The 23,097-nt window shown below is 74.4% G+C and carries 17 protein-coding genes; 13 read left to right on the top strand and 4 right to left on the bottom strand.

The features are described 5' to 3' along the window. Positions 1–27: 27 nt before the first annotated feature. Positions 28–5,187, bottom strand: a complete 5,160-nt coding sequence (locus tag BLW82_RS20820; protein ID WP_143063701.1) for a hypothetical protein — start codon at positions 5,185–5,187, stop codon at positions 28–30. Positions 5,188–5,579: 392 nt separating this feature from the next. Between BLW82_RS20820 and BLW82_RS20815 the strand changes: the two genes are divergently transcribed. From BLW82_RS20815 to BLW82_RS44525, 4 genes are all read left to right on the top strand, one after another. Beyond that, positions 5,580–7,163 carry a phage tail sheath family protein gene (locus BLW82_RS20815; RefSeq protein ID WP_093500611.1) on the top strand — a complete coding sequence of 528 codons (1,584 nt, stop codon included), beginning with the start codon at positions 5,580–5,582 and terminating at the stop codon, positions 7,161–7,163. A gap of 63 nt (positions 7,164–7,226) precedes the next feature. Then, the gene (locus BLW82_RS20810; RefSeq protein WP_093500609.1) at positions 7,227–7,670 is read left to right on the top strand and encodes a phage tail protein; all 444 of its coding nucleotides are present in this window, start codon (positions 7,227–7,229) and stop codon (positions 7,668–7,670) included. Continuing rightward, a complete protein-coding gene (locus BLW82_RS20805; protein WP_093500607.1) occupies positions 7,670–8,149 on the top strand; it encodes a hypothetical protein in 480 nt (159 codons plus the stop codon). The genes BLW82_RS20810 and BLW82_RS20805 overlap by 1 nt, the downstream gene beginning before the upstream one ends. Beyond that, positions 8,146–8,316 carry a DUF6760 family protein gene (locus BLW82_RS44525; RefSeq protein ID WP_089100305.1) on the top strand — a complete coding sequence of 57 codons (171 nt, stop codon included), beginning with the start codon at positions 8,146–8,148 and terminating at the stop codon, positions 8,314–8,316. Before BLW82_RS20805 ends, BLW82_RS44525 begins: the two co-directional genes overlap by 4 nt. On the opposite strand, the gene BLW82_RS20795 is transcribed toward BLW82_RS44525, so the two are convergent. Then, on the bottom strand, positions 8,253–10,838 hold the full coding sequence (locus tag BLW82_RS20795; RefSeq protein WP_143063700.1) for a hypothetical protein: 2,586 nt from the start codon (positions 10,836–10,838) through the stop codon (positions 8,253–8,255). The two genes, BLW82_RS44525 and BLW82_RS20795, sit on opposite strands and share 64 nt — an antisense overlap. A 328-nt stretch (positions 10,839–11,166) precedes the next feature. Between BLW82_RS20795 and BLW82_RS20785 the strand changes: the two genes are divergently transcribed. The 8 genes from BLW82_RS20785 (at position 11,167) to BLW82_RS46315 (ending at position 19,507) form a co-directional block, all read left to right on the top strand. Beyond that, positions 11,167–11,718 carry an extensin gene (locus BLW82_RS20785; RefSeq protein ID WP_143063699.1) on the top strand — a complete coding sequence of 184 codons (552 nt, stop codon included), beginning with the start codon at positions 11,167–11,169 and terminating at the stop codon, positions 11,716–11,718. 68 nt (positions 11,719–11,786) lie between these two features. Further along, complete coding sequence (locus BLW82_RS20780; protein WP_093500599.1) at positions 11,787–12,209, top strand: phage tail protein; 423 nt, start codon at positions 11,787–11,789, stop codon at positions 12,207–12,209. 15 nt (positions 12,210–12,224) lie between these two features. Then, positions 12,225–12,947, top strand: coding sequence for a CIS tube protein (locus BLW82_RS20775; RefSeq protein ID WP_093500597.1), 723 nt, complete (start codon positions 12,225–12,227; stop codon positions 12,945–12,947). Continuing rightward, positions 12,947–14,857, top strand: a complete 1,911-nt coding sequence (locus BLW82_RS20770) for a VgrG-related protein (RefSeq protein ID WP_093500595.1) — start codon at positions 12,947–12,949, stop codon at positions 14,855–14,857. The genes BLW82_RS20775 and BLW82_RS20770 overlap by 1 nt, the downstream gene beginning before the upstream one ends. 64 nt (positions 14,858–14,921) lie before the next feature. Further along, positions 14,922–15,365, top strand: coding sequence for a GPW/gp25 family protein (locus BLW82_RS20765; RefSeq protein ID WP_093500593.1), 444 nt, complete (start codon positions 14,922–14,924; stop codon positions 15,363–15,365). A 5-nt stretch (positions 15,366–15,370) separates the two neighbouring features. Further along, a complete protein-coding gene (locus BLW82_RS20760; protein ID WP_093500591.1) occupies positions 15,371–17,332 on the top strand; it encodes a putative baseplate assembly protein in 1,962 nt (653 codons plus the stop codon). A gap of 28 nt (positions 17,333–17,360) precedes the next feature. Beyond that, positions 17,361–17,921, top strand: a complete 561-nt coding sequence (locus BLW82_RS20755; protein WP_177233021.1) for a phage tail protein — start codon at positions 17,361–17,363, stop codon at positions 17,919–17,921. Between the two features lie 719 nt (positions 17,922–18,640). Then, positions 18,641–19,507: an NADase-type glycan-binding domain-containing protein gene (locus BLW82_RS46315; RefSeq protein ID WP_371131366.1), complete on the top strand. Its 867-nt coding sequence runs from the start codon at positions 18,641–18,643 to the stop codon at positions 19,505–19,507. A gap of 18 nt (positions 19,508–19,525) precedes the next feature. Here BLW82_RS46315 and BLW82_RS20735 read toward each other — a convergent pair whose 3' ends face one another. Both BLW82_RS20735 and BLW82_RS20730 read right to left on the bottom strand, forming a co-directional pair. Further along, the gene (locus tag BLW82_RS20735; protein ID WP_093500585.1) at positions 19,526–20,473 is read right to left on the bottom strand and encodes a glycoside hydrolase family 26 protein; all 948 of its coding nucleotides are present in this window, start codon (positions 20,471–20,473) and stop codon (positions 19,526–19,528) included. 76 nt (positions 20,474–20,549) lie between these two features. Beyond that, the gene (locus BLW82_RS20730) at positions 20,550–21,455 is read right to left on the bottom strand and encodes a M23 family metallopeptidase (RefSeq protein ID WP_143063698.1); all 906 of its coding nucleotides are present in this window, start codon (positions 21,453–21,455) and stop codon (positions 20,550–20,552) included. A 197-nt stretch (positions 21,456–21,652) separates the two neighbouring features. On the opposite strand from BLW82_RS20730, the gene gndA reads away from it, so the two are divergent. After that, complete coding sequence (gene gndA, locus BLW82_RS20725) at positions 21,653–23,092, top strand: NADP-dependent phosphogluconate dehydrogenase (RefSeq protein ID WP_093500583.1); 1,440 nt, start codon at positions 21,653–21,655, stop codon at positions 23,090–23,092. Positions 23,093–23,097 lie beyond the last annotated feature (5 nt).

Below are 23,097 nucleotides of genomic sequence, written 5' to 3'. Positions count from 1 at the left end.
GTTCGGGCAGTCTCGGGGGCAGCGTCCTCAGGACTCACCGTCCGCCGCGGCCAGCACGTGGTGCGGGTCGGCCGGCGCGTGACCGCCCGGCGCGGCGGCCGCCATACGCCGTACCGCCGGCTCGGGCATCCGGATCACCACCGGGTACGTGACGGTGCAGTCCTGTACGCCGACCCCCCGTGCCGGATCGCGCAGCGCCCCGGTGTGCCGGTGCCGGACCCGGGCCACGGCCCTGACCTGCAGGGTGAACTGCACCAGCGTCGACGCGGCCTTCGGCTTCCGCAGCGGCACCGTGCCGGAGGCGCTGCCCGCGGCGTCGGTCGGACCGCCGTCGCGGCCGTACGCGACGGGGACGTTGTTCATGCCCGAGTAGTCGGCGCGGACCGGGCCCTCGCCGCCCATGAACCGCGCGGAACGGCCGTGGTGGGCGGCGTGCTGTGTCTCGCCGGCCGCCGGCCGCCCCTCGGGACCGCTCTGCGCGACCGTCTCGAACGTCATCGTGTCGCCCTTGCCGAGGATCTCGCCGTCGCGCAGCCGCGCGTGCAGGGAACAGGCGATGTCCTGGCCCTCGACACCGGACACGTGGACCGGCGGCAGTTGCGCACCGGCCGACACCAGGAGCGGCAGCGCCGCCGTGAGCCACTCGGTGGACACCGCCTCCTGCCGGGCGTAGTGCGCCGCGTCGCCCGCCTTCCGGAAGCCGCCGCCGACGTGCGCCTGCGCCATGGCCCGGCCGATCAGCTCCCGTATCTGCGGCGCGCCCCGGAAGCCGTTGACCTGCGCCTCCAGGGGCAGTTCGGTGCCGTCGGCACGCCATGCGGCCAGGGCGTCGGGAGCGGCGTCGCGTACCGGGGCCGTGCTGCCCCGGGCGGGGCCCGCGCTCCGCTCCGGCCGGGCACGGGCGACGGCCCTCAGGTCGTTGTCCAGCACGCGGTGCAGGAGGGACCCGTCGAGGGTCACGGACGCCAGCCGTCCCTCGGCGGAGCGCAGTTCGAGTTCCGCCTGGAAGGGGACCGTCACGTTCACCGAGTCGGCCCCGGTGTCCACGATGGTGCGCAGGCCGGTCTGGGTCCGGGCGGCCGCGGCCTGCCGGGTCGACGCGGTCTTCCCGACACCGGGGCCCGCGACGGCGCCCGCGCTGCCGACGACGTCGTCGTGCGGCTTGCCCGCGCCGGTCAGCGAGGCGTCGACGCCGCTGGTGAGAGTCTCCTGGCTGCTGGTCGCGCGCTGCGAGTACGCGACGGTCGCGAACTCCATCTCCCGGTCGTTGCCGGACGGCCCGGCCACCGTGCCGGGCCCGGTGCGCCGGATGTGGAAGACGGCCCAGTACGAGGTGGCCCGGCGGCCGGGGACGGAACTGTTGCGCAGCAGCTCGACGGGGACGCCGCCGTCCATGGCCCCGGCGAGCAGGCCCACCGCGCCGTCCTGGTCCAGCACCCGCAGCAGCCGCTGCACGTTCTCGAACCGGTCGTCCAGCACCCGGGCCGGCAGCAGGTCGGCCGCCAGCGCCCGGTCCCGCACCGCCGCGCGCAGCCGTCCGAGCAGTGGCACGAAGTCGGGCATGCCCTCGACCAGACCGGCCCCCAGCGGCAGGTGCGCGGCGAGCGCCGGTACGCCGGACACGTCCCGCGGTGCCGGGGGCGGAGCGATGCGCGGTTCCCGGCTGCCGGACCCCTCCGCCGCCCGCTCGGGGAGCTTGCCCTTCGCGTCCTTCGGGTCCTTCGCGTCCTTCCCGTCCTTCGAGTCCTTCCCGTCCTTCGGCGCGGGCCCCCACGCGGCCGCGGTCTCCGCCAGCGCCCGCTCCTGCTCCCGGGCCCGTTCCTCCGGCGTGCGCAGGCCCGCCTTCCGCAACTGCGGCTCGGTGAGCCAGAGTCCGACGGCGCCCGGCACCGTCAGCCGCTGCGACATCGCGTACGGACCGCGGCCGTTCACCGCGACCTCGGCCACCATCCAGGCGGACAGGTCGCACTGGACGAGGTAGAGCGGCCTGGAGCGCGGATGGACGGAGTTGCGTTCGACCGTGCCGCCGGTCGTCGACGTGTCGGTGGTGGTCGTGGACTCACCGAAGGCGGGCGACACGCTCTCGGCCAGCGTCCAGCCCGCGCCCCGCTCCGACCCGGTGCCGTTGAAGGTCACCGCCCTGCTCTTCGTCGACGCGTGCTGCCCCGACGCCTGATGGCCGCCCAGCACCATGTTCTCGACGCCGGCCCCGCCCACCCCGTCCTGCTCCGGCCTGCGATGCAGGACCCGCGGGCTGGTGAGGGCCAGCCGGGTGCCGACGGCACCGTTGAGCGCGGCCGCGCGCCGGGCGTGGCGCAGGTCGCCGACCACCCAGCCGGTGCGGGTCGCCTGCCGCAGGGCCGCGGTGACGGACTCCGGGCCGAGCCGCTCCTCCAGCGCGAGGCGCGGGGCGAGGCCCTCCGCCTGGTACGCGGTGTCCCCCGGCCGGTCCCGGTCGCCCTTGCGCGCGGCCAGGGCGAGCAGCTGGAAGGCCAGTTGCTGCAGTTGCCTGCCGTCGCCGACGGTCTCCACGAACTCCCAGTCCCGAACCTGCCGTTCGGTGTCCTGCCCGGGCGCCCGGGTGAGCATGTCGTGGATGCCGGTGGCCTGGGAGGCGAGGTGGAACCGGGCGGCCCGGGACCGCCGGCCCGCCGTCCTGCGGTGCTCGTCGGCGCCCACGGTGAGCGCGGCCGGCGTGCTCAGCTCCACGTCCTGCCCCTCCGCGCTCCCGTCGAAGTGCTGCGGCACGGCGGCGTCGAGGTCGCCCAGCGAGGCGACGGCCCGGGCCTCGGGCTGCTCGCGGCCGGGGGCACCGGGGGTGAGGGAGCGTTTCAGCGTGCGCTCCCGGGTGGTCATGGTGACCTTGGCGTCGAGCATCAGCCGGGTGCCGAACGTACTCGTCCGCACGTCACCGCTGTTGAGCGAGTCGCCCCGGACCGCGGGACCGCCCTGGACGCGGCGCGCGCTCTCCACCGCGGCGTTGGCGGTGACGCCGAACGACAGCGCGCCCGGCAGCACGGTGGCGTTCCCGCTGCCCTGCACGCCGGCCCTGCGGGCGGTGGCGCGGCCGGTCTGCCCGCCGGAGGCGACGCCCGAACTGCTGCGCACCAGCCAGTTGTCGGTGTCGCCGAGGTAGGTGAGCGCGCCGATCCGGCCGCGTACCCGGATCTGCACGTCGTGCGAGTGCAGCGTGGACTTCCGGCGCAGCCGCACCGGAATGCCGGCACCCAGGAGCTGGTTCTTCTTCGCCCGCAGGTTGGTCTCCGAGAGCACGGTGACCAGCTCGCGGTAGTTGCGCATGCGCGCCTCGGACTCGTCCCGGTCCGGAACCCTCCCCCGCGGCCGGTCACCGGTGGCGAAGTCCGGCAGGTAGCCCGCCAGTTCCGGCCGCGACGCGAACAGCCCCTCCAGCGCCTCGACGAGGGGGCGCACGTCCAGGTGGGTGAGGGAGACGCTGTTGCCGGCGGCACCGAACGGCAGGTGGCGTTCGGTCTCGCGCTCGGTGCCGTCGGGCGCGGTCTCGGTGGGCTTGCGGTGCAGCGGCCCGGCCTGCATGCCCTCCGGCAGCAGCAGCCCGAGGTGCTGAGCCTCCTGGGCGTTCAGGCTGACCCAGCTGTCCAGCGTGTGCTCGGCCGTGCGCTGTGCGGGGTGCAGCCGCTGTGCGGGGGACGCGGGCCCCAGCCCCTGTACGGTCAGCCGGACCCGGCTGAGGTAGAGCACCTTGTCGCCGCGGATCTCGGCGCCCTTCCGGGTGGCGACCGTCTGGTCGGACGACGAGAACCGGGCGCTCTTCAGGGCGACGGAGCCCATGCCCTGGAACCGGACGACCGGTGTGCCGGGGGCGCCGAAGGCGACCGCGGGTCCGGCCCCGGCCATACCGCTGCTGCCCTTCGCGCCGGTACGGCCCGCACCGTGCGCGCTCTGCTGGTGGGTGCGCAGCTGGGTCTGCCCCGCCCCCCAGCCGGGGGTCAGGGACACGATGTCGGCGCGCATCCGGTACGAACTGGCGGCGCTGCCGTCCTTGGCCGGCAGATCCTCGCCGGCCACCCAGCCCGCGAGGAGCCGGGGCAGGTCCTGCAGCACGGCTGTGCCGGAGGTGGCCGCGAACAGCCGGGCCCGGCCGGGCGCGCCCGGCGCGGTCACCCAGGGGGCGAGCACGGACGCGACGGTGTCGAACAGGCCGCCTCCGCCGCCGTGCGGGCCGCCGGGGTCCTCCACGGCCATCGCCGCCATGGACACGGCCTGTCGTACGGCGGTGGCCTGCTCCTCGCTCAGCTCCGGTCCGGGGACGGGCCGTACGGTGCCGTGCGGCACCAGGTGCTCGTGCGGGACGCGCATGACGAGGCCGCCGTCGCCGCTCGCGAGGTGCCGGCCCCGCCCGCCGTGCTGTCTGATCCGCACGACGAAGCGCACCCGGCGCCGCGCCGTCACCGTGCCGCCGCCGCTGCGGAAGGTCCGGGGCTCGGACACGGTGCGCGTGGAGTGCATGTCGTGGCTGGAGGTCAGGGCGGCTCCGGCGGCGAGCTGCGCCCCGCCCAGGACACCGGGCGCGGGTGTCGGGGCCAGGACGGTGCCGGAGGCGGCGGCGCCCCACTGGCGGGCGCGGACCGTGTCGGCGGCCACCGTGGCCGCCGAGTTGTGCAGGTGGTCGACCTTGGTGTCGGCGTCCTCGCCCTGGGCGCTGTCCGCGAACGACAGCCCGGCCGCGTCCTCCTCGTCCCGCGGCGTGATGGAGACCGTGACGTCGTACGTCGCCCCGTTCGCCCCGCGCACGGCGAAGGCCCGCCCGCGGCCGTAGAAGGTCTCGGGCCGCCCCGCCAGCTCCTGCCCGATCGCCTCCACGTCGGCGCCGTCCTGCCCGGTGACCCGGGTGACCTCGGCGGTGACGAACGGGTGGCCGGTCAGCCCGGAGGCGGTGGACAGGCCCGCCGAGGTCATCGCGGTCAGGTACGGGGGAAGTGTGAGCGGCCTCTGCTGCCGGGCCGCGGCGGGGACGGGCGGCGGAGTGCGGGTCGGGGCGGGCGGCCTGCCGCCGTCGAGCAGGCCGGCCACGGCGGCGTTCCCCGCGGTGCTCTGCAGGTTCCGCATCTCGACGGCGGCCGGGGGTCGTCCGCCCCGCGCGCCCGGCGGCAACGGCTGCCGGGCGCCGACGGTGTCGTCCCGGCCCTGGCCGGTGTGCTTCGCCACGGCTGCGCCCGGCCCGCCGTCGCCCGACGCCGGCTTGCCTGTCCGCCGCATCCCGCGCACTCCCGTTCCGGCGGGACCCGGGGCCCCGTCCGCGTCGTCCTGGTGGCGCGTGCGGGCGCCCGTGACGGGACGCGTCCCGTCTGGCCGTGCAGGGTAGCGCGTGAACGGGACGGGTCCACAAGAGGTCGGACGCGGAACCCACCGGTGAACAACGGGGAGTCGAGGCGCTCCCGGCCCGTGGCCGGTGACCTGCGGCGGGTGGCTGCCCCCAGGGGTTGCCCTTGGGGGCAACAGGTGTGCCCGGGTCCGGGCACCGGAGGACGTTTCACCGAACGCGCTTCGCGCGTGAGGGTGGGAAGCGTTCCTGTCTCGTACCCCGAGGAGAGCAGAGCATGCCGTCCTACCTGTCGCCCGGCGTCTACGTCGAGGAGGTGGCCAGCGGCTCGCGCCCGATCGAGGGGGTGGGCACGTCGGTGGCGGCCTTCGTCGGCCTGGCCCCGACCGGTCCGCTGAACGAGCCGACGCTGGTGACCAACTGGACGCAGTACGTCGCGTCCTTCGGTGAGTTCACCGACGGGTACTACCTCGCGCACTCCGTCTACGGCTTCTTCAACAACGGCGGCACGGCGGCCTACGTGGTCCGTGTCGGCGGCAGCCGGGAAGACGCCGAGGGCACCGTGGGCGCGCCCGCCGCCGTCGGGACCTCGGCCGCCCCGGCCGCCCTGCCGCCCGGCGAGGCCAAGCAGCTCGGCACCTTCACCGTCAGCGCCATCGCCTCCGGAGACCTGAGCGTCGAGGTCGCCGACCCGGAGGGCGAGGGCCCCGCCGAACGCTTCAGGCTGGTCGTCAAGGACGGCGGCAAGGCCGTCGAGACCTTCGACGTGACCGCGAAGAAGGGCGGCCGCAACTACGTGGTCACCCAGGTCAAGGAGCGCTCCAAGCTCATCACCGTGACCGAGGCCGCGCCCGCCGCGCAGCTGGCCCGTCCGGACAACCAGACGGTGGCCCTGGTGGCCCCGACCCAGACGCCGGCGTCCGCGTCCCCCGTCGCGGGCGCCGGCTCCCACCCCGGCCCCGCCGAGTACCTCGGCGACTCGGCCGACCGCACCGGCTTCGGCGGCCTGGAGGCCGTTGACGAGGTGTCCATGGTGGCCGTGCCCGACCTGATGGCCGCCTACCAGCGCGGCGCGATCGACCTGGAGGCCGTCAAGGCCGTCCAGCTCGGCCTGATCGCGCACTGCGAGCTGATGGGCGACCGGGTCGCCGTCATCGACCCGCCGCCCGGCCTCAACGCCCGCCAGATCCGGGTCTGGCGCCAGGAGACGGCCGGTTACGACTCCAAGTACGCGGCCCTGTACTACCCCTGGATCAAGACCTTCGACCCGTCCTCCGGCCAGTCCCGGCTGATCCCGCCGTCCGGCCACGTGGCCGGCGTCTGGGCCCGCAACGACGCCGAGCGCGGCGTCCACAAGGCCCCGGCGAACGAGGTGATCCGCGGCGCGGTCGACCTGGAGCTCCAGATCACCCGCGGCGAGCAGGACCTCCTGAACCCCATCGGCGTGAACTGCATCCGCGCCTTCCCCGGCCGCGGCATCCGCATCTGGGGCGCGCGCACGCTGTCCTCGGACCCGGCCTGGCGCTACCTGAACATCCGCCGGTACTTCAACTACCTGGAGGAGTCGATCCTGATCGGCACCCAGTGGGTGGTCTTCGAACCCAACGACCACAACCTCTGGGCCCGCATCCGGCGCAACATCTCCGCGTTCCTGGTCAACGAGTGGCGCAGCGGCGCCCTGTTCGGGCAGCGGCCCGAGGAGGCGTACTACGTCAAGTGCGACGAGGAGACCAACCCGCCGGAGTCGGTCGACGTCGGCCGCGTGATCTGCGAGATCGGCATCGCGCCGGTCAAGCCCGCCGAGTTCGTGATCTTCCGGCTGGCCCAGTTCAGCAGCGGCAGCGGCGAACTGCAGGAGTAGCGGGCCTCCGGCCCCTCAACCCCCCCGATGTCACGGCACCTTGAGAAGAACGGGCAGTAACACATGAGTCTCCAGCCGGGTGACGCCCTCACATCACACAATTTCGGCCTGCAGATCGACGGCGTGATGGTCGAGTACCTCGCCGAGGTCAGCGGCATGACGATGGAGCAGGACGTCATCACCTACCAGCAGAACACGCCGGACGGGAAGAACCACGTCCGCAACCTGCCGGGCGTGAAGAAGAACGGCACCTGCACGGTCGTCCGCGGTATGACCCAGTCCTCGTCGTTCACCCAGTGGATCAACGAGTCGATCAACGGCCAGATGACCACGGCCCGCAAGAACGCCTCCATCATCATGATGGACTTCGAGAACAACCCGGTGAAGCGCTACAACCTGCGCAACGCCTGGTGCAGCAAGATCGACACCAGCACGGTGAAGGCGGGCGAGGCGTCCGCGCTGACCGAGACGGTGACCATCACGTTCGAAGAACTGGTCATCGAGTAATGAGGCGTTCGGCTGTCAGGGCCGGGGGTGTGGGGGCGCCGCTCGCACCGGAGGCGGTGGCGCCTCAGGCCCCCCAGGCGCCCGCGCAACCGGAGGCGCCCGTCGAGGTGCTGCGCACGGAGTTCCCGTTCCAGCTCCCGCGCGGGTACGTCGACGAGCAGGGCACCGTCCACCGCGACGGCGTGATGCGCCTGTCGACGGCGCGCGACGAGCTGATCCCGCTGCGGGACGTCCGCGTCCAGGAGAACCCCGCGTTCCTGTCGGTGGTGCTCCTCGGCCGGGTCATCACCCGCCTCGGCACGCTCCCGCTCGTCCACGACGGGATCGTGGAGAACATGTTCGCCTCCGACCTGGCGTTCCTCCAGGACTTCTACCGCCAGATCAACGCCGAGGGGCACACCCGGGCCGCGGTCAACTGCCCGCACTGCTCGGAGCCCTTCGAGGTGGAACTCGGCGGGAGCCGCCTGGGGGAATCGTGACGTACGCGACCGACCGGCTGCACGAGGAGATCGCGTACGTCGCCTACCACTTCCACTGGAACCTGGAGGACATCCTGGACCTGGAGCACGCCGACCGCCGCCGCTACACGGCGGAGATCGCGTCTCTGGTGACCAGGGCGGCGGCCTCCGCAGGAGCGGAGGGCTGACAGGTGGGGCTGTGGGATCGGGTACGGGGGCGCGACCGCGGGTCCGACGCCGGCGGGGCCGGGAACGGGAACGGGAGCGCGCCTGAGGCTCCCGCGGAGGTGCCGCGTCCCGTGGTGGCGGCGGCCTGGTCCGGGCTGCCGCCGATCCAGCGTGCGCTGGGGGCGGGCGGCCCGGTCGCCGACACCGGGTTCGGCGGCCGGCTGCCGACCTGGCAGAACCCGTCGTTCATGGGCACGCGCTCGCACGCCGTCCTGGACGGCGAGTCGAGCGCGCGGCTCGCCGGTGGCGGCCGTACCGGAACCACGGGCGCGGGGGCCGTGTCCGGCCTCGAACGCCCGGTGCAGTCACTGCCGTTGGCGGGGCCGGCGGGAGCCGCCGGGCAGCCGGGTCCGACGGCCGGCCGCCGTGCGTCGGTTCCGGTGGTGCCGTTGCGGGCGGTCGGGAGCGCAAGCGCCCCGTCAGGAGCGCGGGGAACTACGCGGCCGGCCACGACGGACCCGCGGCGGGCCACGCTCCGGGAGTCCGCGGGGCCCGCCGGATCCATCGGGTCTGCCGGGGCCGTGGGATCGGCCGGACCGGTGGCGCCGGCGGTACAGCGGGTGGGGTCGGCGGGCCGGCACGGTGGTGGTGCGGCCGCGCGGCGAACCGGGGTGACACCCGGAGCCGCACGGGACGGGAACAGCGCGCCGGGCCCCGTGGCCCCGTCGACCGTCCAGGACAAGGGATCCGCCCCCAGCGCGCCGGGGTCCGGGCAGCGGGCGGTGCCCGCTGTCCAGCGGTCGGTCACGTCGGCCGCCGCTTCGAGCGCGGTGCCGGTGGCGTGGGCGCCGCAGCCGACTCCGGTCGCCCCGGCTCCGGCCACCGGTCCGCGCGTCGCGCCCGCACCTCCCGTCCCGCCGCGCCGCAGCGCGCTGACGACGGCACCGGCCGGCCCGTCGGTGACGGCCGTGCAGCGGCGTACGTTGCCGTCGGCGCCGCGGGTGACGGCCACCGAGGCCGCGGTGCCGGCGTCGGGCGAGGGTGACCGAGCGGGCGCCGAAACGGGGGCGGACGGGGTCGAACAGCGGGCGGTCGAGGGCGGCGGCGGGGATCCGGTGCGGGTGACCGGCGGCTGGTCGCGTCCGCGCGGTGATGGCCGTACCTCCTCCGGCAGCGCCCCGCGCGCCGCTGCTCCCAGGCGGGCGCCGGCCCCTGCCGCCGTACAGCGGTCCGCGTCCGGTGCCGCACCGGCGACCGCCCGGCCGAGCACAACGGCACCGGCGTCGGGGGCGAGCCCGACCAGGGTGTCCACCGGAGGTGGCGGTGGTACGACGGCCTCGGCACCGGTGTCGCCCGGGGCTACGGCCCGTACGGCCCCCGCGTCGCCCTCACCGACGCCCCCTTCTGCCCCTGCGGCCCGCTCGGCGTCCGCAACGTCCCCGGGCGACGGCAGGCCTTCCGGCATGCCCGGCGCCGGAGCGCGGACCCCTGTGCAGCGGCAGGCGGTGAGCGACGGCGGCCGCACCCCGGTCCCTCCGGCCCTGCCCTCGCCCGGCAGTCCCCAGACGGCTCCGGCACCGGGCGGTACCGGCACCGGCCCGGCCACCCGGCACACGCCGCCGTCTCCGGAAAGCGGTCGCGCGGAGGCGACTTCGGCACCGAGGCCCGGGTCCTCCGGTACGGCGGCCACCGGCGCCACCAGCACCGAATCCGCCACGGCCGCCTCGCCCACGGTGGGCGCCTTGCCCCCCGCCTCACGTGCCACGGCCGCCCCGCGGAGCGCGCCGCCCTCGGGGTCCCCGGCCCCGGGCGGTGGCCGCGAGGCGCCCGTGCAGCGGACGGTGAGGGAGAGCGCGGGGGCAACCGACGGCGTACGGGAGGCGCCTCGCCCGGCAGGCGGGGGAGCCGTACCGGCTGCCGTGCCGATGCCACCGGGCGAGGTCGGCAGGGACACCGCGGCCACCACCGCGACGACGAGGACGACGGCGGCCGCACCCGCCTCCGCGCCCGCTCCCGTGCAGCGTGCCGCGACGACCCCGGGCGCCCCTCGCCCCGGCCTCGGCGCTCCGCTTCCGACCGCCGCGGGGAGCGGTGCCCACGAGGTGTCCGTACAGCGGCGGACGGCGGAGGCCGCGCAGCCCTCGTCCGCCGCCGTCCCGGCCGCGCAGACCCCGACCGGCCCGCGCGAGCAGGGACACGCACCGTCGTCCGCCGGCCCGGCCCCGGCGGCCCGGCCCGCGCCGGCGCCGGGTCCCGTTGCCGCCTCCGGACAGCGTGCCGGTACGACCCCTCCGCGCGCCCCGCGCCTCGGCCTCGGCGCCCCCGTCGCGGGCCCCGTCGCCGCGGGTGCGGCCGCCGCGAGGTCCGCCGGCCGCCAGTCGGCCGTGCCGTCCGTGCAGCGGAAACCGGCATCGAGCGGTCCGGTGCGCGGTCCATCGAGCGGTCCGGTTGCTGGCACGTCGAGCGGTCCGGTTGCTGGCACGTCGAGCGGTCCGGCGGCCGGCACGTCGAGCGGTCCGGCGAGCGGTTCGGCGGCGGGCACGTCGAGTCCTCCGTCCGGTGACCAGCCGGCCGCTTCTTCCCCGCCGGTGCCCGGAGCGCCCCGCCCGGTGCAGCGCGCCTCGGCACCGGGCCTGCCACCGTCGACGGCCGAGGGACCCCGGCCGGCTCAGTCGTTCCTGCCGGTCTCCGCCGGTCCCGTGCCGCCGCCGCTCCCGTCCTTTCCCGGCCCCGCCCCGGCGGCCACTGCGGCGACGGCCGCACCGCCTTCCCCCTGGCCCCCCTTCGTCCAGCGCACCACCGCCCCGGCCCCTCCCGCCCCCGGAAGCAGCCGGCCGGCCGTGCAGCGGCAGGCGGGGTCGCCGTTCCCCATGACCACCGCCCCGGCCCCCCTGCCCCTCTTCGTGCAGCGGGCCGCGACCGCGCACGCGACTCCGCCCCCCGCCCTGCCGGTCAAGCCGGCTGCCACCACCTCCGCGCCCGCTCAGCCCGTCCCCCTGCGCCCGACCACCCCGATCTCCGCCACCGCACCGCTCCCCGTCGCACCCCTCGGCCGCGTCACCGTCCAGCGCGACGCCCTCCCCACCGCGTCCCCCGGCGGCCACCACCCCACGGACTCCCTGAAGAAGGAACCGGCCGCCCACACCACCCGCCCGTCGGCTCCCCGGACCCAGACGTCCAGGCAGCCCCCTCCCCCCGACGGCCCGCCGCCGCCCGGGTACTCCGCCTCGGCCTCGGCCGCCGACGATCCACCGCCCGGCTACACGGCCGTCGAGGCCGGCGGATTCGATCCGCGGGCCCTCACCGAGTTCCAGGTGGACGCCCTCGTGCACCGGATCATCGACCGGATCACCCGGCAGGTCCGCACCGAACTCCGCCGCGACCGCGAACGCGTCGGGAAGCTCCGCGACTTCCGCCCCTGACCACCCCCGACGGCCTCTGACCGCCCCTGATCACGACGACCGCGCACCACCCACAGAAAGGCCTGCCGATGGATCGCCAGGACCCGGGAACCACAGTCTGGTTCAGCCTCTCCATCGACGGTGAGGACCTCGGTTACTTCAACGGGTGCGAGGGGCTGTCGTCGCAGGTGGAGATCGAGCAGCGGCAGGAGGGCGGGAACAACGGGTTCGTGTGGCAGCTGCCGACCCGGGTCACCTTCTCGCACATCCGGCTGACCCGCCCGCTCACTCCTGACACCTCGAAGGTCGCGAAGTGGATCTCGTCCGTGCAGACGGGGATCGAGCGGCCCACCGGGCAGATCACGGCGCTGCGCGCGGACGGCTCGGAGGTGGCCCGGTGGGGGCTGCTCGACGTGCTGCCGGTGAGCTGGCAGGGGCCCTCCCTGGACGCGGGCAACCCGTCCGTGGCCACGGAGGTCCTGGAGATCGCCCACCACGGATTCACGGACTGAGAGGCAGAGCAGATCATGGCCAGGAGCAGCCGGGGCGCCGGCAAGAGCCTCGTGCGGGCCACCCTCGCGATTCACGAGCCGCCCGTGGGCACCAGCACCAGTCCGGGCGGCATCATCAAGACGTTCGGGTTCGAGTTCAACCCGGCGCAGCTGTCGATCGCCCGCCGGGCGGACTGGAAGTCCTCGGCGGCGCCGATCGAACGGGACGGCGCGCTGCCGGAGTTCCTCGGCACCCACCCGCGTGAGATGAGCGTGGAGATCTTCCTGGACCGGTCCGACGACCCGGACAGCAACGACGTGATGAAGAAGGTGGAGTCGCTGCTGGCCTGCTGCGAGGTCACCAGCAAGAGCATCGCCGCCAAGCAGCCGTCGCCGCCGTGGGTGGTCTTCCAGTGGGGTTCGTTCTCGACGGCGAACTTCACGGCGTACGTGGCCTCCGCCGACGTCTCCTACTCGCTCTTCGGGACGAGCGGGATGCCGATCCGGGCCAGCTGCCGGCTCCAGCTGCACGAGATCCCGAGCAAGACCGCGGGGCAGAACCCGACGTCCGGCGCGCTCACCGCGCAGCGCGTGCACCGGGTCGTCGCCGGGGACTCGCTGCAGTCGCTGGCCTGGCGGGAGTACGGCAACGCGGCCGCCTGGCGGGCGATCGCGGACGCGAACGACATCGACGACCCGGGGTGGCTGCCCGCGGGGACGGAACTGGTGCTGCCGGCCGCCGAGGAGGTGCGGTCCTGATGGTGAAGCATGCCTTCTCGAACGTCATCAAGGTCGTCATCGGCGGCAAGGAGCTGACCGCGACCTCGGAGTACGGGCGGTATCTCGTCGACGCCCACGTGGACCAGGGCGTCGGAGTGCCGGCCGCCTTCCAGCTGACCTTCCGCGACCCGTCCCGCAAGCTGCTGGGCAAGCTGGGCGTGCAGTTCGGCACCCCGGTGGTGATCACGCCGGTCTCCGACGGGCAGGGCACCGGCGACCCGCTGCTCACCGGCGAGGTCACCGCGATGGAGGCCGAGTACGACGGCACCGGCAGCTACGCGGTGGTCCGTGGCTACGACTACGGGTTCCGGCTGATGCGGCAGCGCCGCGTGGTCGCCTACCGCAACCAGACCGCCTCCGACATCGCCCGCAAGCTGGCCGCGCAGGACGGCGTGCCGATCGGGCGGATCCAGGCCACCAAGACCGTCTACGAGTTCATCAGCCAGTCGAACGTCACCGACTGGGACTTCCTGGCCCGCCTCGCCGACGAGAACGAGATGGTCATGTCGGTGGACGCCGACGGCAAGTTCCAGTTCGTGAAGCAGAAGAGCGCCTCCGGGGCGCCCTCGCCGCAGACCGACGGCGACAAGAGCCCGTTCGTGCTGGAGGCCCGGCACGACATCCTGCGGCTGCGCACCGCGGTCACCGCCTCCGACCAGGTGAACAAGGTCGAGTCGCGCGGCTGGGACGTACGGACGAAGAAGACGCTCACGGCGACCGCGACCCCCGCCTCCAACACCGGCTACAGCATCGGCACCACCCCGGCCGCGGCGGCCGGCGAGTTCAAGACGTCGAAGCTGGTCGAGACGCGTACGCCGTACGACAAGCAGACCGAGGTGAAGTACGCGGCCGATGCGCTCTCCGACGACGTGACGTCGACGTTCGCCGAGGTGGAGGTGGTCGTGCGGGGCAATCCCAAACTGCGGCCCGGGGTTCCGGTGGCGCTCGCGGACGTCGGGGACCCCTTCGAGGGGAAGTACACGGTCACCTCGGTACGGCACGTCTTCGGCGACGCCAAGCACTACGAGACCTGGATCACCGTCAGCGGCCGCCAGTGGCGCTCGCTCTACGGTGTCGCCTCCGGCGGCGCCGGGGACGCCGGCGGCGACCGGCAGCTCAGCGTGGCGCAGGCCCTCGTCACCGACGTGCAGGACCCGCTGCAGCAGGGGCGGGTGAAGCTCAAGTTCCCGTGGCTGGACGACACCTACGTCAGCGACTGGACCCGGACCATGCAGTGGGGCGGGGTGCGCGGCGGCGGGGTCTTCCCGATGGACGTGGGCGACGAGGTGCTCGTCGCCTTCGACCGGGGCGCCCTGGACCACGCGTACGTCATCGGCGGCCTCTACAACGGCAAGGACAAGCCGACCAGGGTCAAGGACGTGCCGCTGCACGACGGCATGCGCGGCCGGGCCACCCGGCACACCGTCTCCGACCGGGTCGGCAACCGCATGGACCTGCTCGACCAGCGGGGCCGCAAACAGGGCGTCCGGCTGGCCAGCGGCGACGACAAGCTCACCGTCTTCCTGGACCGGCAGAAGACCGAGATCACCGTGGACAGCAAGGGCAGCGTCTCCATCAAGGGCAGCAGGTCGGTGTCGGTCGAGGCGGGCGCCAACCTGTCGCTGAAGGCGGGCGGCGCGCTCAGCATCAGGAGCGGGGGACCGCTGTCCCTGCAGAGCGCGGAACTCGTCGACATCAAGGCCCCCGCGGGCGCGGTCTCCGTGAACGCCGCCGCCGTGAACGTGATGGCGAACGCGGCCCTGTCGCTGCGCGGCAACGCCGCCGTCGCGATCAGCTCCCTGGCCACGGTGGCGATCCAGGCCCCCGAGGTGCCGGTGCTGGGCAACCTGATGATGGGCGGACTGACGGTGATGGTGATCCCGGCATGAGCGGGCGCGGTGATTCCGGCGCGAGCGGCCGGCAGGTCCTCCCGGAGGGGCGGGTGCGGGGCTGATGGCAGAGCAGTTCGTCGGCTCCGGCTGGTCGTTCCCGTTGCGGATCGGGCCCACCGGCGGCATCGCGCTGGTCAGCGGCGAGAAGGAGGTGGAGGAGGCCATCCGGCTCATCCTCTCCACGGCCCCGGGCGAACGCCCGATGCGGCCTGAGTTCGGCTGCGCCATCCACGATCTCGTCTTCGCCCCCGTCAACGAGCAGACCGCCGGCCGCATCCAGCACGAGGTGCACGTCAGCCTCGACCGCTGGGAGCCGCGGATCGAGGTCGAGGACGTCGAGGTCACCACCGGCGCCGACCCGAGCGTGCTGATGATCGACGTCCGTTACTCGATCCGCGGCACCAACAACCCGCGCAGCCTGGTCTTCCCCTTCTACGTCATCCCCTCCCACGACGAGCCGGACCTGCCTCCCGCCTCCCCGGACTCCTCCGAAAGCGACCGCTGATCCCGATGGCCCTGCCCTCCCCGAACCTCGACGACCGCCGCTTCCAGCAGTTCGTCGACGACGCCAAGCGCTACATCCAGCAGCGCGCCCCGGAGTGGACCGACCACAACGTCTCCGACCCCGGCATCACCCTGGTGGAGACGGTCGCGCACATGGCCGACCAGATCGTGTACCGCCTCAACCGGGTTCCGGAGAAGAACCACCTGGCCTTCCTCGACCTGGTCGGCATCACGCTGTTCCCGCCCTCCGCCGCCCGCACGGACGTGACGTTCTGGCTGTCGGCCGCCCAGGAGGAGGCGGTTCCGGTGCCGGTCGGCACCGAGGTGGCGACCCGCCGCACCGAGACGCAGGAGGCGGTGGTCTTCGCGACCGAGCGGGAACTGACCATCGTGCCGAGCGAGTTGCGGCACCTGCTGCGTCAGCAGGAGGGGTCGGCGGTCGTCGACCTCACCCACGACCTCGCCGAGGGCAAGGACCTGTTGTGCTTCAACGAGTCCCCCAATCCCGGCGACTGCATGCTCCTCGGCCTGTCCGCCGCCGTCCCGCACTGCGCGGTCGCCCTGGACCTGGACAGCCGGGTCGACGGTGTCGGCGTGGACCCGCGGCAGCCCCCGCTGGTGTGGGAGGCGTGGACGGAGGACGGCTGGAAGGAGTGCGAGGTCGACCGGGACGGCACCGGCGGCCTGAACCGCCCCGGCGAGGTCGTCCTGCACGTTCCCGGCGGTCATGTGCTGTCCCGCAACGGCGGCCTGGAGGCCAGCTGGCTGCGCTGCCGGGTCACCGAGCCGCACTCCGACCAGCCGTTCTACACCACCTCTCCGACGGTCCGGTTCGTCGAGGCCTGCACGGTGGGCGGCACCACGGCCGCCGTGCACGCGGAGACCGTCGAGGACGAGGCGCTCGGCGAGTCCACCGGCCTGCCCGGCCAGCGCCTGCGGCTCGCCCACGCCCCCGTCGTCGGGGACGACCCGCCGCTCCTCCTGCAGACCGCCGAGCACGACGGCGAGGGCGGCTGGGTGGACTGGCAGGTCGTCCCGCACTTCGCGGCCTCGGGACCGGACGACCGGCACCTCACCCTCGACGCGACGACCGGCGAGATCGCCTTCGGCCCCGCGGTCCGCGAACCGGACGGCTCGCTGCGCCAGTACGGCGCGGTGGCCCCGAAGGGCGCGGTCATCCGGGCCCGCCGCTACCGCACCGGCGGCGGCCGGGACGGCAACGTGGCCCGGGGGGCCGTGCAGATCCTGCGCTCCTCCATCCCGTACGTCGCGGAGGTCGTCAACCGGGAGGCCGCGCGCGGCGGAGTGGACGGCGAGACGGTCGCCGAGGCGAAGGTCCGCGCGCCGATCACACTGCGCGCCCAGGAGCGGGCGGTGACGCTGCGCGACTACGAGGAACTGGCCCGCCGCGCCGCGCCCGAGACGGCCCGGATCACCTGCCTGGAGGGCGAGGAGAGCGAGCACGGCTCGTACGCGGTACGGGTCCTGGTGGTGCCCCAGGCGGTCTCCGACCCGGGCGGCCGGCTCCGCTTCGAGCAGCTCGTGCCCGGCGACGCCCTGCTGGACCGCATCACCCGCTACCTGGACGAACGCCGGCTGATCGGCACCCGGCTCGCGGTCGGCCCGCCCTTCTACCAGGGCGTCACGGTCGCCGCCACCGTGCACGCCTTCCGCGGTGTGGACGTCGACCGGGTCCGCCGCCAGGCCCACGACGCCCTCTACCGCCACCTGGACCCGCTCACCGGCGGTGCGGACGGCAAGGGCTGGCCGTTCGGGCGCCCGGTGCAGTCCGGTGAGATCTTCGCGGTGCTGCAGCGCGTCCCCGGCATCGAACTCGTCGACGAGGTCGTCCTGCACCCCGCCGACCCGCTGACCGGCAAGCGCGGCGATCCGACCGACCGCATCGACCTGGACGCCCCGTCCCTGGTCTTCTCCTACGACCACCGGGTGAGGGTGATCGGCGAATGACCGGCAACAACCCGACCGGAGGCCCCCGTTGAGAGGCTCGATCGACGGCCTGGGCTCCTCCGTCCCCATCGGCCCGATGCTCCCTGCGGTCTTCGCCGACGACGACCTCGCCCTGCGCTTCGTCGCCGGCCTGGACGACGTGATCGCCCCGATCCCGAACGTCCTGGACTGCCTGCCCAGCTACTTCGACCCGGCGCTGGCCCCGCTGGACTTCGCGGCGTGGCTCGGCACCTGGGTCGGCGCCGAGACCGACGGCACGGAATCGGCGCCCCTGCTCCGCGCGGCCGTGGCCGCGGCCGCCTACCTGCACCGCATCCGGGGCACCCGCTGGGGCCTGTCCGAGACGGTCCGGCTGGCCTTCGGCGTGCCACCGGAGATCACGGAGAGCGGCGGCGCCGACTGGAGCGCCCGCCCGCTGGGCGCCTTCCCCGGCACTCCCCGCCCCGGTCTCCACGTCCACCTCACGCTGCCGTCCCCCACCCCGGCCGACGAGGTCCGCCTGGAGCACCTCGTGGCCGCCGCCCGTCCCGCTCACATGCCCTACACGGTCCAGGTGACCGCGTCCGCCGAAAGGACCCCGCAGCGATGACGACCAACCGGAACTGCACGGAGTGCGGCACGGTCGCGGAACCGGGCCGGTCCTTCTGCGACGCGTGCGGCGCCGTCCTGAGCTGGGCGGCCACCGACGAGGAGCCCCCACAGCAGCCGTCCGCCGGCCCCGGCTGGGAGGCCCTCACCCGCGGAGACGGCGCCACCGGCCTCCCCCCACAAGACAGCCGCACAACCGCCGCCACAGCCCAGCCCCCCACCAACGCGCCAACTCCGCCCACGACAGCCCCCCTCCAGCCCCCCGCCAAGGCGCCAACTCCGCCCACGACAGCGCCCCTCCAGCCCCCCGCCAAGGCGCCAACTCCGCCCACGACAGCGCCCCTCCAGCCCCCCGCCAAGGCGCCAACTCCGCCCACGACAGCCCCCCTCCAGCCCCCCGCCAAGGCGCCAACTCCGCCCACGACAGCCCCCCTCCAGCCCCCCGCCAAGGCGCCAACTCCGCCCACGACAGCGCCCCTTCAGCCCCACGGCAACCTGTCAACACCGTCCGCACCAGCGCCCCTTCAGCCCCACGGCAACCTCTCAACACCGTCCACGACAGCGCCCCTTCAGGGGCGCGGGGAACTGCGCGACCAGCCCCCACCCACCGTCACCTCACCCACGGCCGAAACCACCCCCCTCCCCACCCCCTACCCACCCGCGGACCAAGGCCAAGGCCAAGGCCACGACCACGACCGAGCCCGCCGCCTCCTCATCCCGGTGAGCGAGCCCACCCCCACCCCGGCCCCCCAACCCATCGCTCCGGTCCTCCCCGGCCGCCCCACCCCCCAGCGCCCCGCCGCAGTCCGCGCCCCCGGCGAGGACCTCGGCGCCCACGGCGGCACCCCCTGCCCCTGGTGCGCCACCCCCAACCGCCACGACCGCCACTTCTGCACCCGCTGCGCCATGCCCATGGCCGGCCACCCCGACACCGGCCCCGCGGCCCGCCGCCCCTGGTGGCGCCGCATCTTCGACTTCCGCAACAGGGAGACCCCGTGGGCGGGCGACCGCCCCCGCCTCCGCCGCACCTTCGACCGCGTCCTCACCTGGATCGTCGCCGCCGTCGTCCTCACCGGCGTCACGGTCCTGGCGATCAACACGCCGAAGGCGGTCAGCGCCACCCGCGACCACTTCGCCAAGCGCGCCCCGGTCTCCCCGGACAGCTACCGCGCCTCCCGCGCCTACGCCGGCCACAAGCCGGAGCTGCTCTTCGACAAGCTGAACAACACGTGGTGGGGACCGGGCATCGCCGGGGCCGGCCAGGGCGAGTGGGTCGAGGCGCACTTCGACGAGCCGACCCGGCTCCTGAACGTCGTCATCACCTCCGGCGAGTCGACCCACAACGAGCAGCTGAACAAGTCGGCCCTGCCGCACCGCCTGACGGCGACCATCAAGACCGCGGACGGCAAGACCCTGACCCGTGAACTGACCCTCGACCAGGCGGCCGGCGGCCAGACCCGTGACCTGCGGGCCGCGGACGTCGTCTCCGTCCGTTTCACGATCGACTCGTCATACCAGGCGTCGGGCCGCACCCAGGTGGCCATCGCCGAGATCGAGTTCTTCGGCCCGTCCAGCGCGAACTCCTAGCACCCGGGCCGCGGTTGGTCAGCCCCGCAGCCGGGACCGGTACACCGCCGTGGACCTGGGGTTGCCGCGGCACTGCCAGACGCCGTGCGGGCAGTAGTCGGTGATCGTCTGGTACAGCGGGCGGTTGCTCGCGAACCAGTCCAGCATGGATCGCAGGTACGCCGGATCGTCGCCGTTCTCGTACAGACCCCACTCGGGGTACGAGACCGGTTTGCCGTGGGCCTGGGCGAAGTCGACCTGGGCCCGCAGCCCGTACGGCTCGGCCACCTGCTCCTGGAAGGACATCCCCCGCGGGGCGTCGTACGCGTCCATCCCCAGCACGTCCACGTATGCGTCCCCCGGGTAGCAGGTGGTCCAGGGGACGGCGTCCCGGCCCCGGTTGGGCGCGAAGTCGAACCGGAACCGGGCGCCCGGCACCGACCGCATGGCCGTCACGATCCGCCGCCAGTACGCCCGCCAGGCGGCGGGGTCGGGGCCGCAGCGATGGGTGTAGGTGTCCCCGTTCATCTCCCAGCCGAGCACGACGACGGTGTCCGGCGCGCCGGCCGCGACCAGCCGGCGGGCCAGGGCGCGGAAGTGGACGTCGTACGAACCGCTCGCCCCGAGCCGCAGTTGGCGGCGCACCTCGGCGTCGGGGACGTGCGCCTCGGTGTGTTCCAGCATCGGCACGTTGAGGACGAGCAGCCGGTCGGGTTCGGCCTGCCGCCAACGGGCCCACAGCCGCACGAAGTCCGGGGCGCCCTCGATGTTCCGCCACACGTCGCCCGGCAGGTAGGTGTGCCCGACCCGGGGCCGGTCCCGCAGCCAGCCGCCGAGCGCCGCCACCCGCCGTACGCCGTCGGCGCCGTACCCGACGTACGCCCCGAAGGGCCCGGGTGCGGCGGGCCGCGGGATCTCCGGCCGGGACACGGGCAGCAGCAGGAGGGCGACCAGCACGGCGACCCACAGGAACCTCAGACGTGCCATGGGAGGCAGTCTGGCCGCTCCCCGCACAGGGGTCACGTTAAGTGGTCATACCGTGACCCTGTGCGCCGTCGGCATGCTACGGCTGTGTCCCCGGCATCCGCCGTGCCGTCAGGTCCCACAGCGTCGCCGGATCCCACACCGATGCCGGGATCCAGTGCTTCAGCGGGGTCGCCTGAGGTGCCGGGGGCACCTGCGGCCTCGTGGTCCTGTGCGGCCTCGCCGGGCGGCGGTGCCCCGGCGGGACGGTCGTCCCCCGTGCGGACGGCTTGGCGGTCGCCGGCGACGACGCCGGACTCGCGACCGCGGTGGTCGTGACCGATGCGGTGGCCGAGGCGCCCGGTGTCGGGCGGAGGTGTGCCGGGGACGGCTTCGCGGGCACGCTCACGCCGTGCTGCCGCAGCCACGGGAGCGGCGGGACCTCGGAGCCCAGGTGCCGGGTGGTGCGGACCTCGAAGTGGAGGTGAGGGCCCTCCGCGTTGCCGGTGGAGCCGGCCGCGCCGATCCGCTGGCCCGTCGAGACGTGCTGGCCGCGGCGGACGTTGATGACGGACAGGTGGGCGTACTGGGTGTAGTAGCCGTCGGGATGGTGTAACACGACCTGGTTGCCGAAGGCGTCGCCGCAGGTCGCGGCCACGACGCTGCCGGGGCCGACGGCGTACACGGGCGTACCGGTGTCGACCGCGAAGTCCTGGCCGGTGTGCCGGTGTTTCCAGAGGCGGCCCTTGGCCGCGTAGCGGGCGGACAGCCGGTAGCCGACGGTGGGCGCGGTCCAGCGGGCGGTGCGGCCGGTGTGAACGGTACGGTGACCGCCGCCTGTGGCGCGGTCCGGGCCGTCTTTGTGCGCAGCGGGCGGCGGGGCGCTGCGCCGGCCGAAGGCACAGTGCGTCGGGCGCTCGTCGGCCTTGGCGGGTGTGGTGAGGAACGCGCCGGTCAGGAGGAGCACCAGCGCGGCGGTGAGCAGCCGTAGATCATCCCTTCGCATCTTCGGATCCTCTGACGGCCGGCTCGCCGGGTGGCGGCCCCACGCGCCCGGCGCCGCGACTTTCGCCTGTTCGGATGATCGGCCCGGCTCGGATTTCGGTCTGCCGGTTCACCACCGCGCTCGCCGCGGCTGAACGCCCGGCCGCCGTCCACCCGTACCTCCGGGCACAGCAGGCGTCCGCAGAACGGAGTCCCCCCGTGAACGCATCCGCAGCCATCGGCGTGACCGGCCTCGGCGTGATGGGCCGCAACCTGGCCCGGAACTTCGCCCGGCACGGCTACCCGGTCGCCGTCCACAACCGCACCCCGGCGCGCACCCGCGCGCTGCTCCAGGAGTACGGCGGCGAGGGCGACTTCGTCGGCGCCGAGACCGCCGCCGAGTTCGTCGCCGCCCTGGAACGGCCCCGCCGCCTCATGATCATGGTCCAGGCGGGCGCCGCCACCGACGCCGTCATCGACGAGTTCGTGCCGCTCCTCGAACCCGGTGACATCGTCATCGACGGCGGCAACGCCCACTTCGCCGACACCCGCCGCCGCGAGGCCGCGCTGCGCGAGAAGGGCCTGCACTTCGTGGGTGTGGGCGTCTCCGGGGGCGAGGAGGGCGCACTGCACGGGCCGTCGATCATGCCGGGAGGCTCGGCGGAGTCGTACGCCGTGCTCGGGCCGATGTTCGAGGACATCAGCGCCAAGGTGGGCGGCGAGCCGTGCGCCACGCACGTCGGCGCGGACGGCGCCGGGCACTTCGTGAAGATGGTCCACAACGGCATCGAGTACGCCGACATGCAGCTCATCGCCGAGGCCTACGACCTGCTGCGCCAGGTCGGCGGGTACGCGCCGGCCGAGATCGCCGACATCTTCCGCGAGTGGAACGGCGGCCGGCTCGGCTCCTACCTCATCGAGATCACCGCCGACGTCCTCGCGCACGTCGACGCCGCCACCGGCGCGCCCTTCGTCGACGTCGTCGCCGACGCGGCCGGGCAGAAGGGCACCGGGCGCTGGACCGTGCAGACCGCGCTGGACCTGGCCTCCCCGGTCACCGCGATCGCCCAGGCGACCTTCGCCCGCGCCGCGTCCGGCCGCGCCGCGCTGCGCGCCGCCTACGCCGGACTCCCCGGCGGCACGACCCCACCGCTCAGCGCCACCGAGGCCGACCGCTTCGCCTCCCGCGTCGAACACGCCCTGTACGCCTCGAAGGTCATCGCCTACGACCAGGGCTGGACGATGATCCAGGACGCGGCCGCCGAGTACGGCTGGAAGATCGACCTCGGGGCGGTGGCCAGGATCTGGCGGGGCGGCTGCATCATCCGCGCGTCCTTCCTGGACCGGATCCGCGCGGCCTACCGGGCCGACCCGGACCTCGTCAGCCTGCTGGCCGAGGAGGAGTTCGCGAAGGAGATCGCGGACGCGCAGGTGCCGTGGCGGGAGACGGTCGCGTCCGCGGCCCGCCGGGGCATCCCGGTCCCCGCCTTCTCGGCGGCCCTCTCCCACTACGACACGCTCCGCGCCGACCGGCTCCCCGCGGCCCTCCTCCAGGGCCAGCGCGACTACTTCGGCGCGCACACCTACGGCCGCGTCGACAGGGAGGGCGCCTTCCACACCCACTGGGCGACCGAGGGCCGCCCGGAGACAGAGGGCTGAGGGAA

Origin of the sequence: Streptomyces sp. Ag109_O5-10, from assembly GCF_900105755.1 — a bacterium.
Taxonomy (GTDB): domain Bacteria; phylum Actinomycetota; class Actinomycetes; order Streptomycetales; family Streptomycetaceae; genus Streptomyces.
The sequence above is the reverse complement of the archived record's forward strand: the minus strand, read 5'-3'. Positions and strand labels throughout refer to the sequence as shown.

What these genes read in the sequence shown, in the direction of transcription:
- BLW82_RS20815 (WP_093500611.1), top strand. Translation starts at nt 5,580, where the DNA reads ATGCCGTCCTACCTGTCGCCCGGCGTCTACGTCGAGGAGGTGGCCAGC.
- BLW82_RS20810 (WP_093500609.1), top strand. Translation starts at nt 7,227, where the DNA reads ATGAGTCTCCAGCCGGGTGACGCCCTCACATCACACAATTTCGGCCTG.
- BLW82_RS20805 (WP_093500607.1), top strand. Translation starts at nt 7,670, where the DNA reads ATGAGGCGTTCGGCTGTCAGGGCCGGGGGTGTGGGGGCGCCGCTCGCA.
- BLW82_RS20785 (WP_143063699.1), top strand. Translation starts at nt 11,167, where the DNA reads ATGACCACCGCCCCGGCCCCCCTGCCCCTCTTCGTGCAGCGGGCCGCG.
- BLW82_RS20780 (WP_093500599.1), top strand. Translation starts at nt 11,787, where the DNA reads ATGGATCGCCAGGACCCGGGAACCACAGTCTGGTTCAGCCTCTCCATC.
- BLW82_RS20775 (WP_093500597.1), top strand. Translation starts at nt 12,225, where the DNA reads ATGGCCAGGAGCAGCCGGGGCGCCGGCAAGAGCCTCGTGCGGGCCACC.
- BLW82_RS20770 (WP_093500595.1), top strand. Translation starts at nt 12,947, where the DNA reads ATGGTGAAGCATGCCTTCTCGAACGTCATCAAGGTCGTCATCGGCGGC.
- BLW82_RS20765 (WP_093500593.1), top strand. Translation starts at nt 14,922, where the DNA reads ATGGCAGAGCAGTTCGTCGGCTCCGGCTGGTCGTTCCCGTTGCGGATC.
- BLW82_RS20760 (WP_093500591.1), top strand. Translation starts at nt 15,371, where the DNA reads ATGGCCCTGCCCTCCCCGAACCTCGACGACCGCCGCTTCCAGCAGTTC.
- BLW82_RS20735 (WP_093500585.1), bottom strand. Translation starts at nt 20,473, where the DNA reads ATGGCACGTCTGAGGTTCCTGTGGGTCGCCGTGCTGGTCGCCCTCCTG.
- BLW82_RS20730 (WP_143063698.1), bottom strand. Translation starts at nt 21,455, where the DNA reads ATGCGAAGGGATGATCTACGGCTGCTCACCGCCGCGCTGGTGCTCCTC.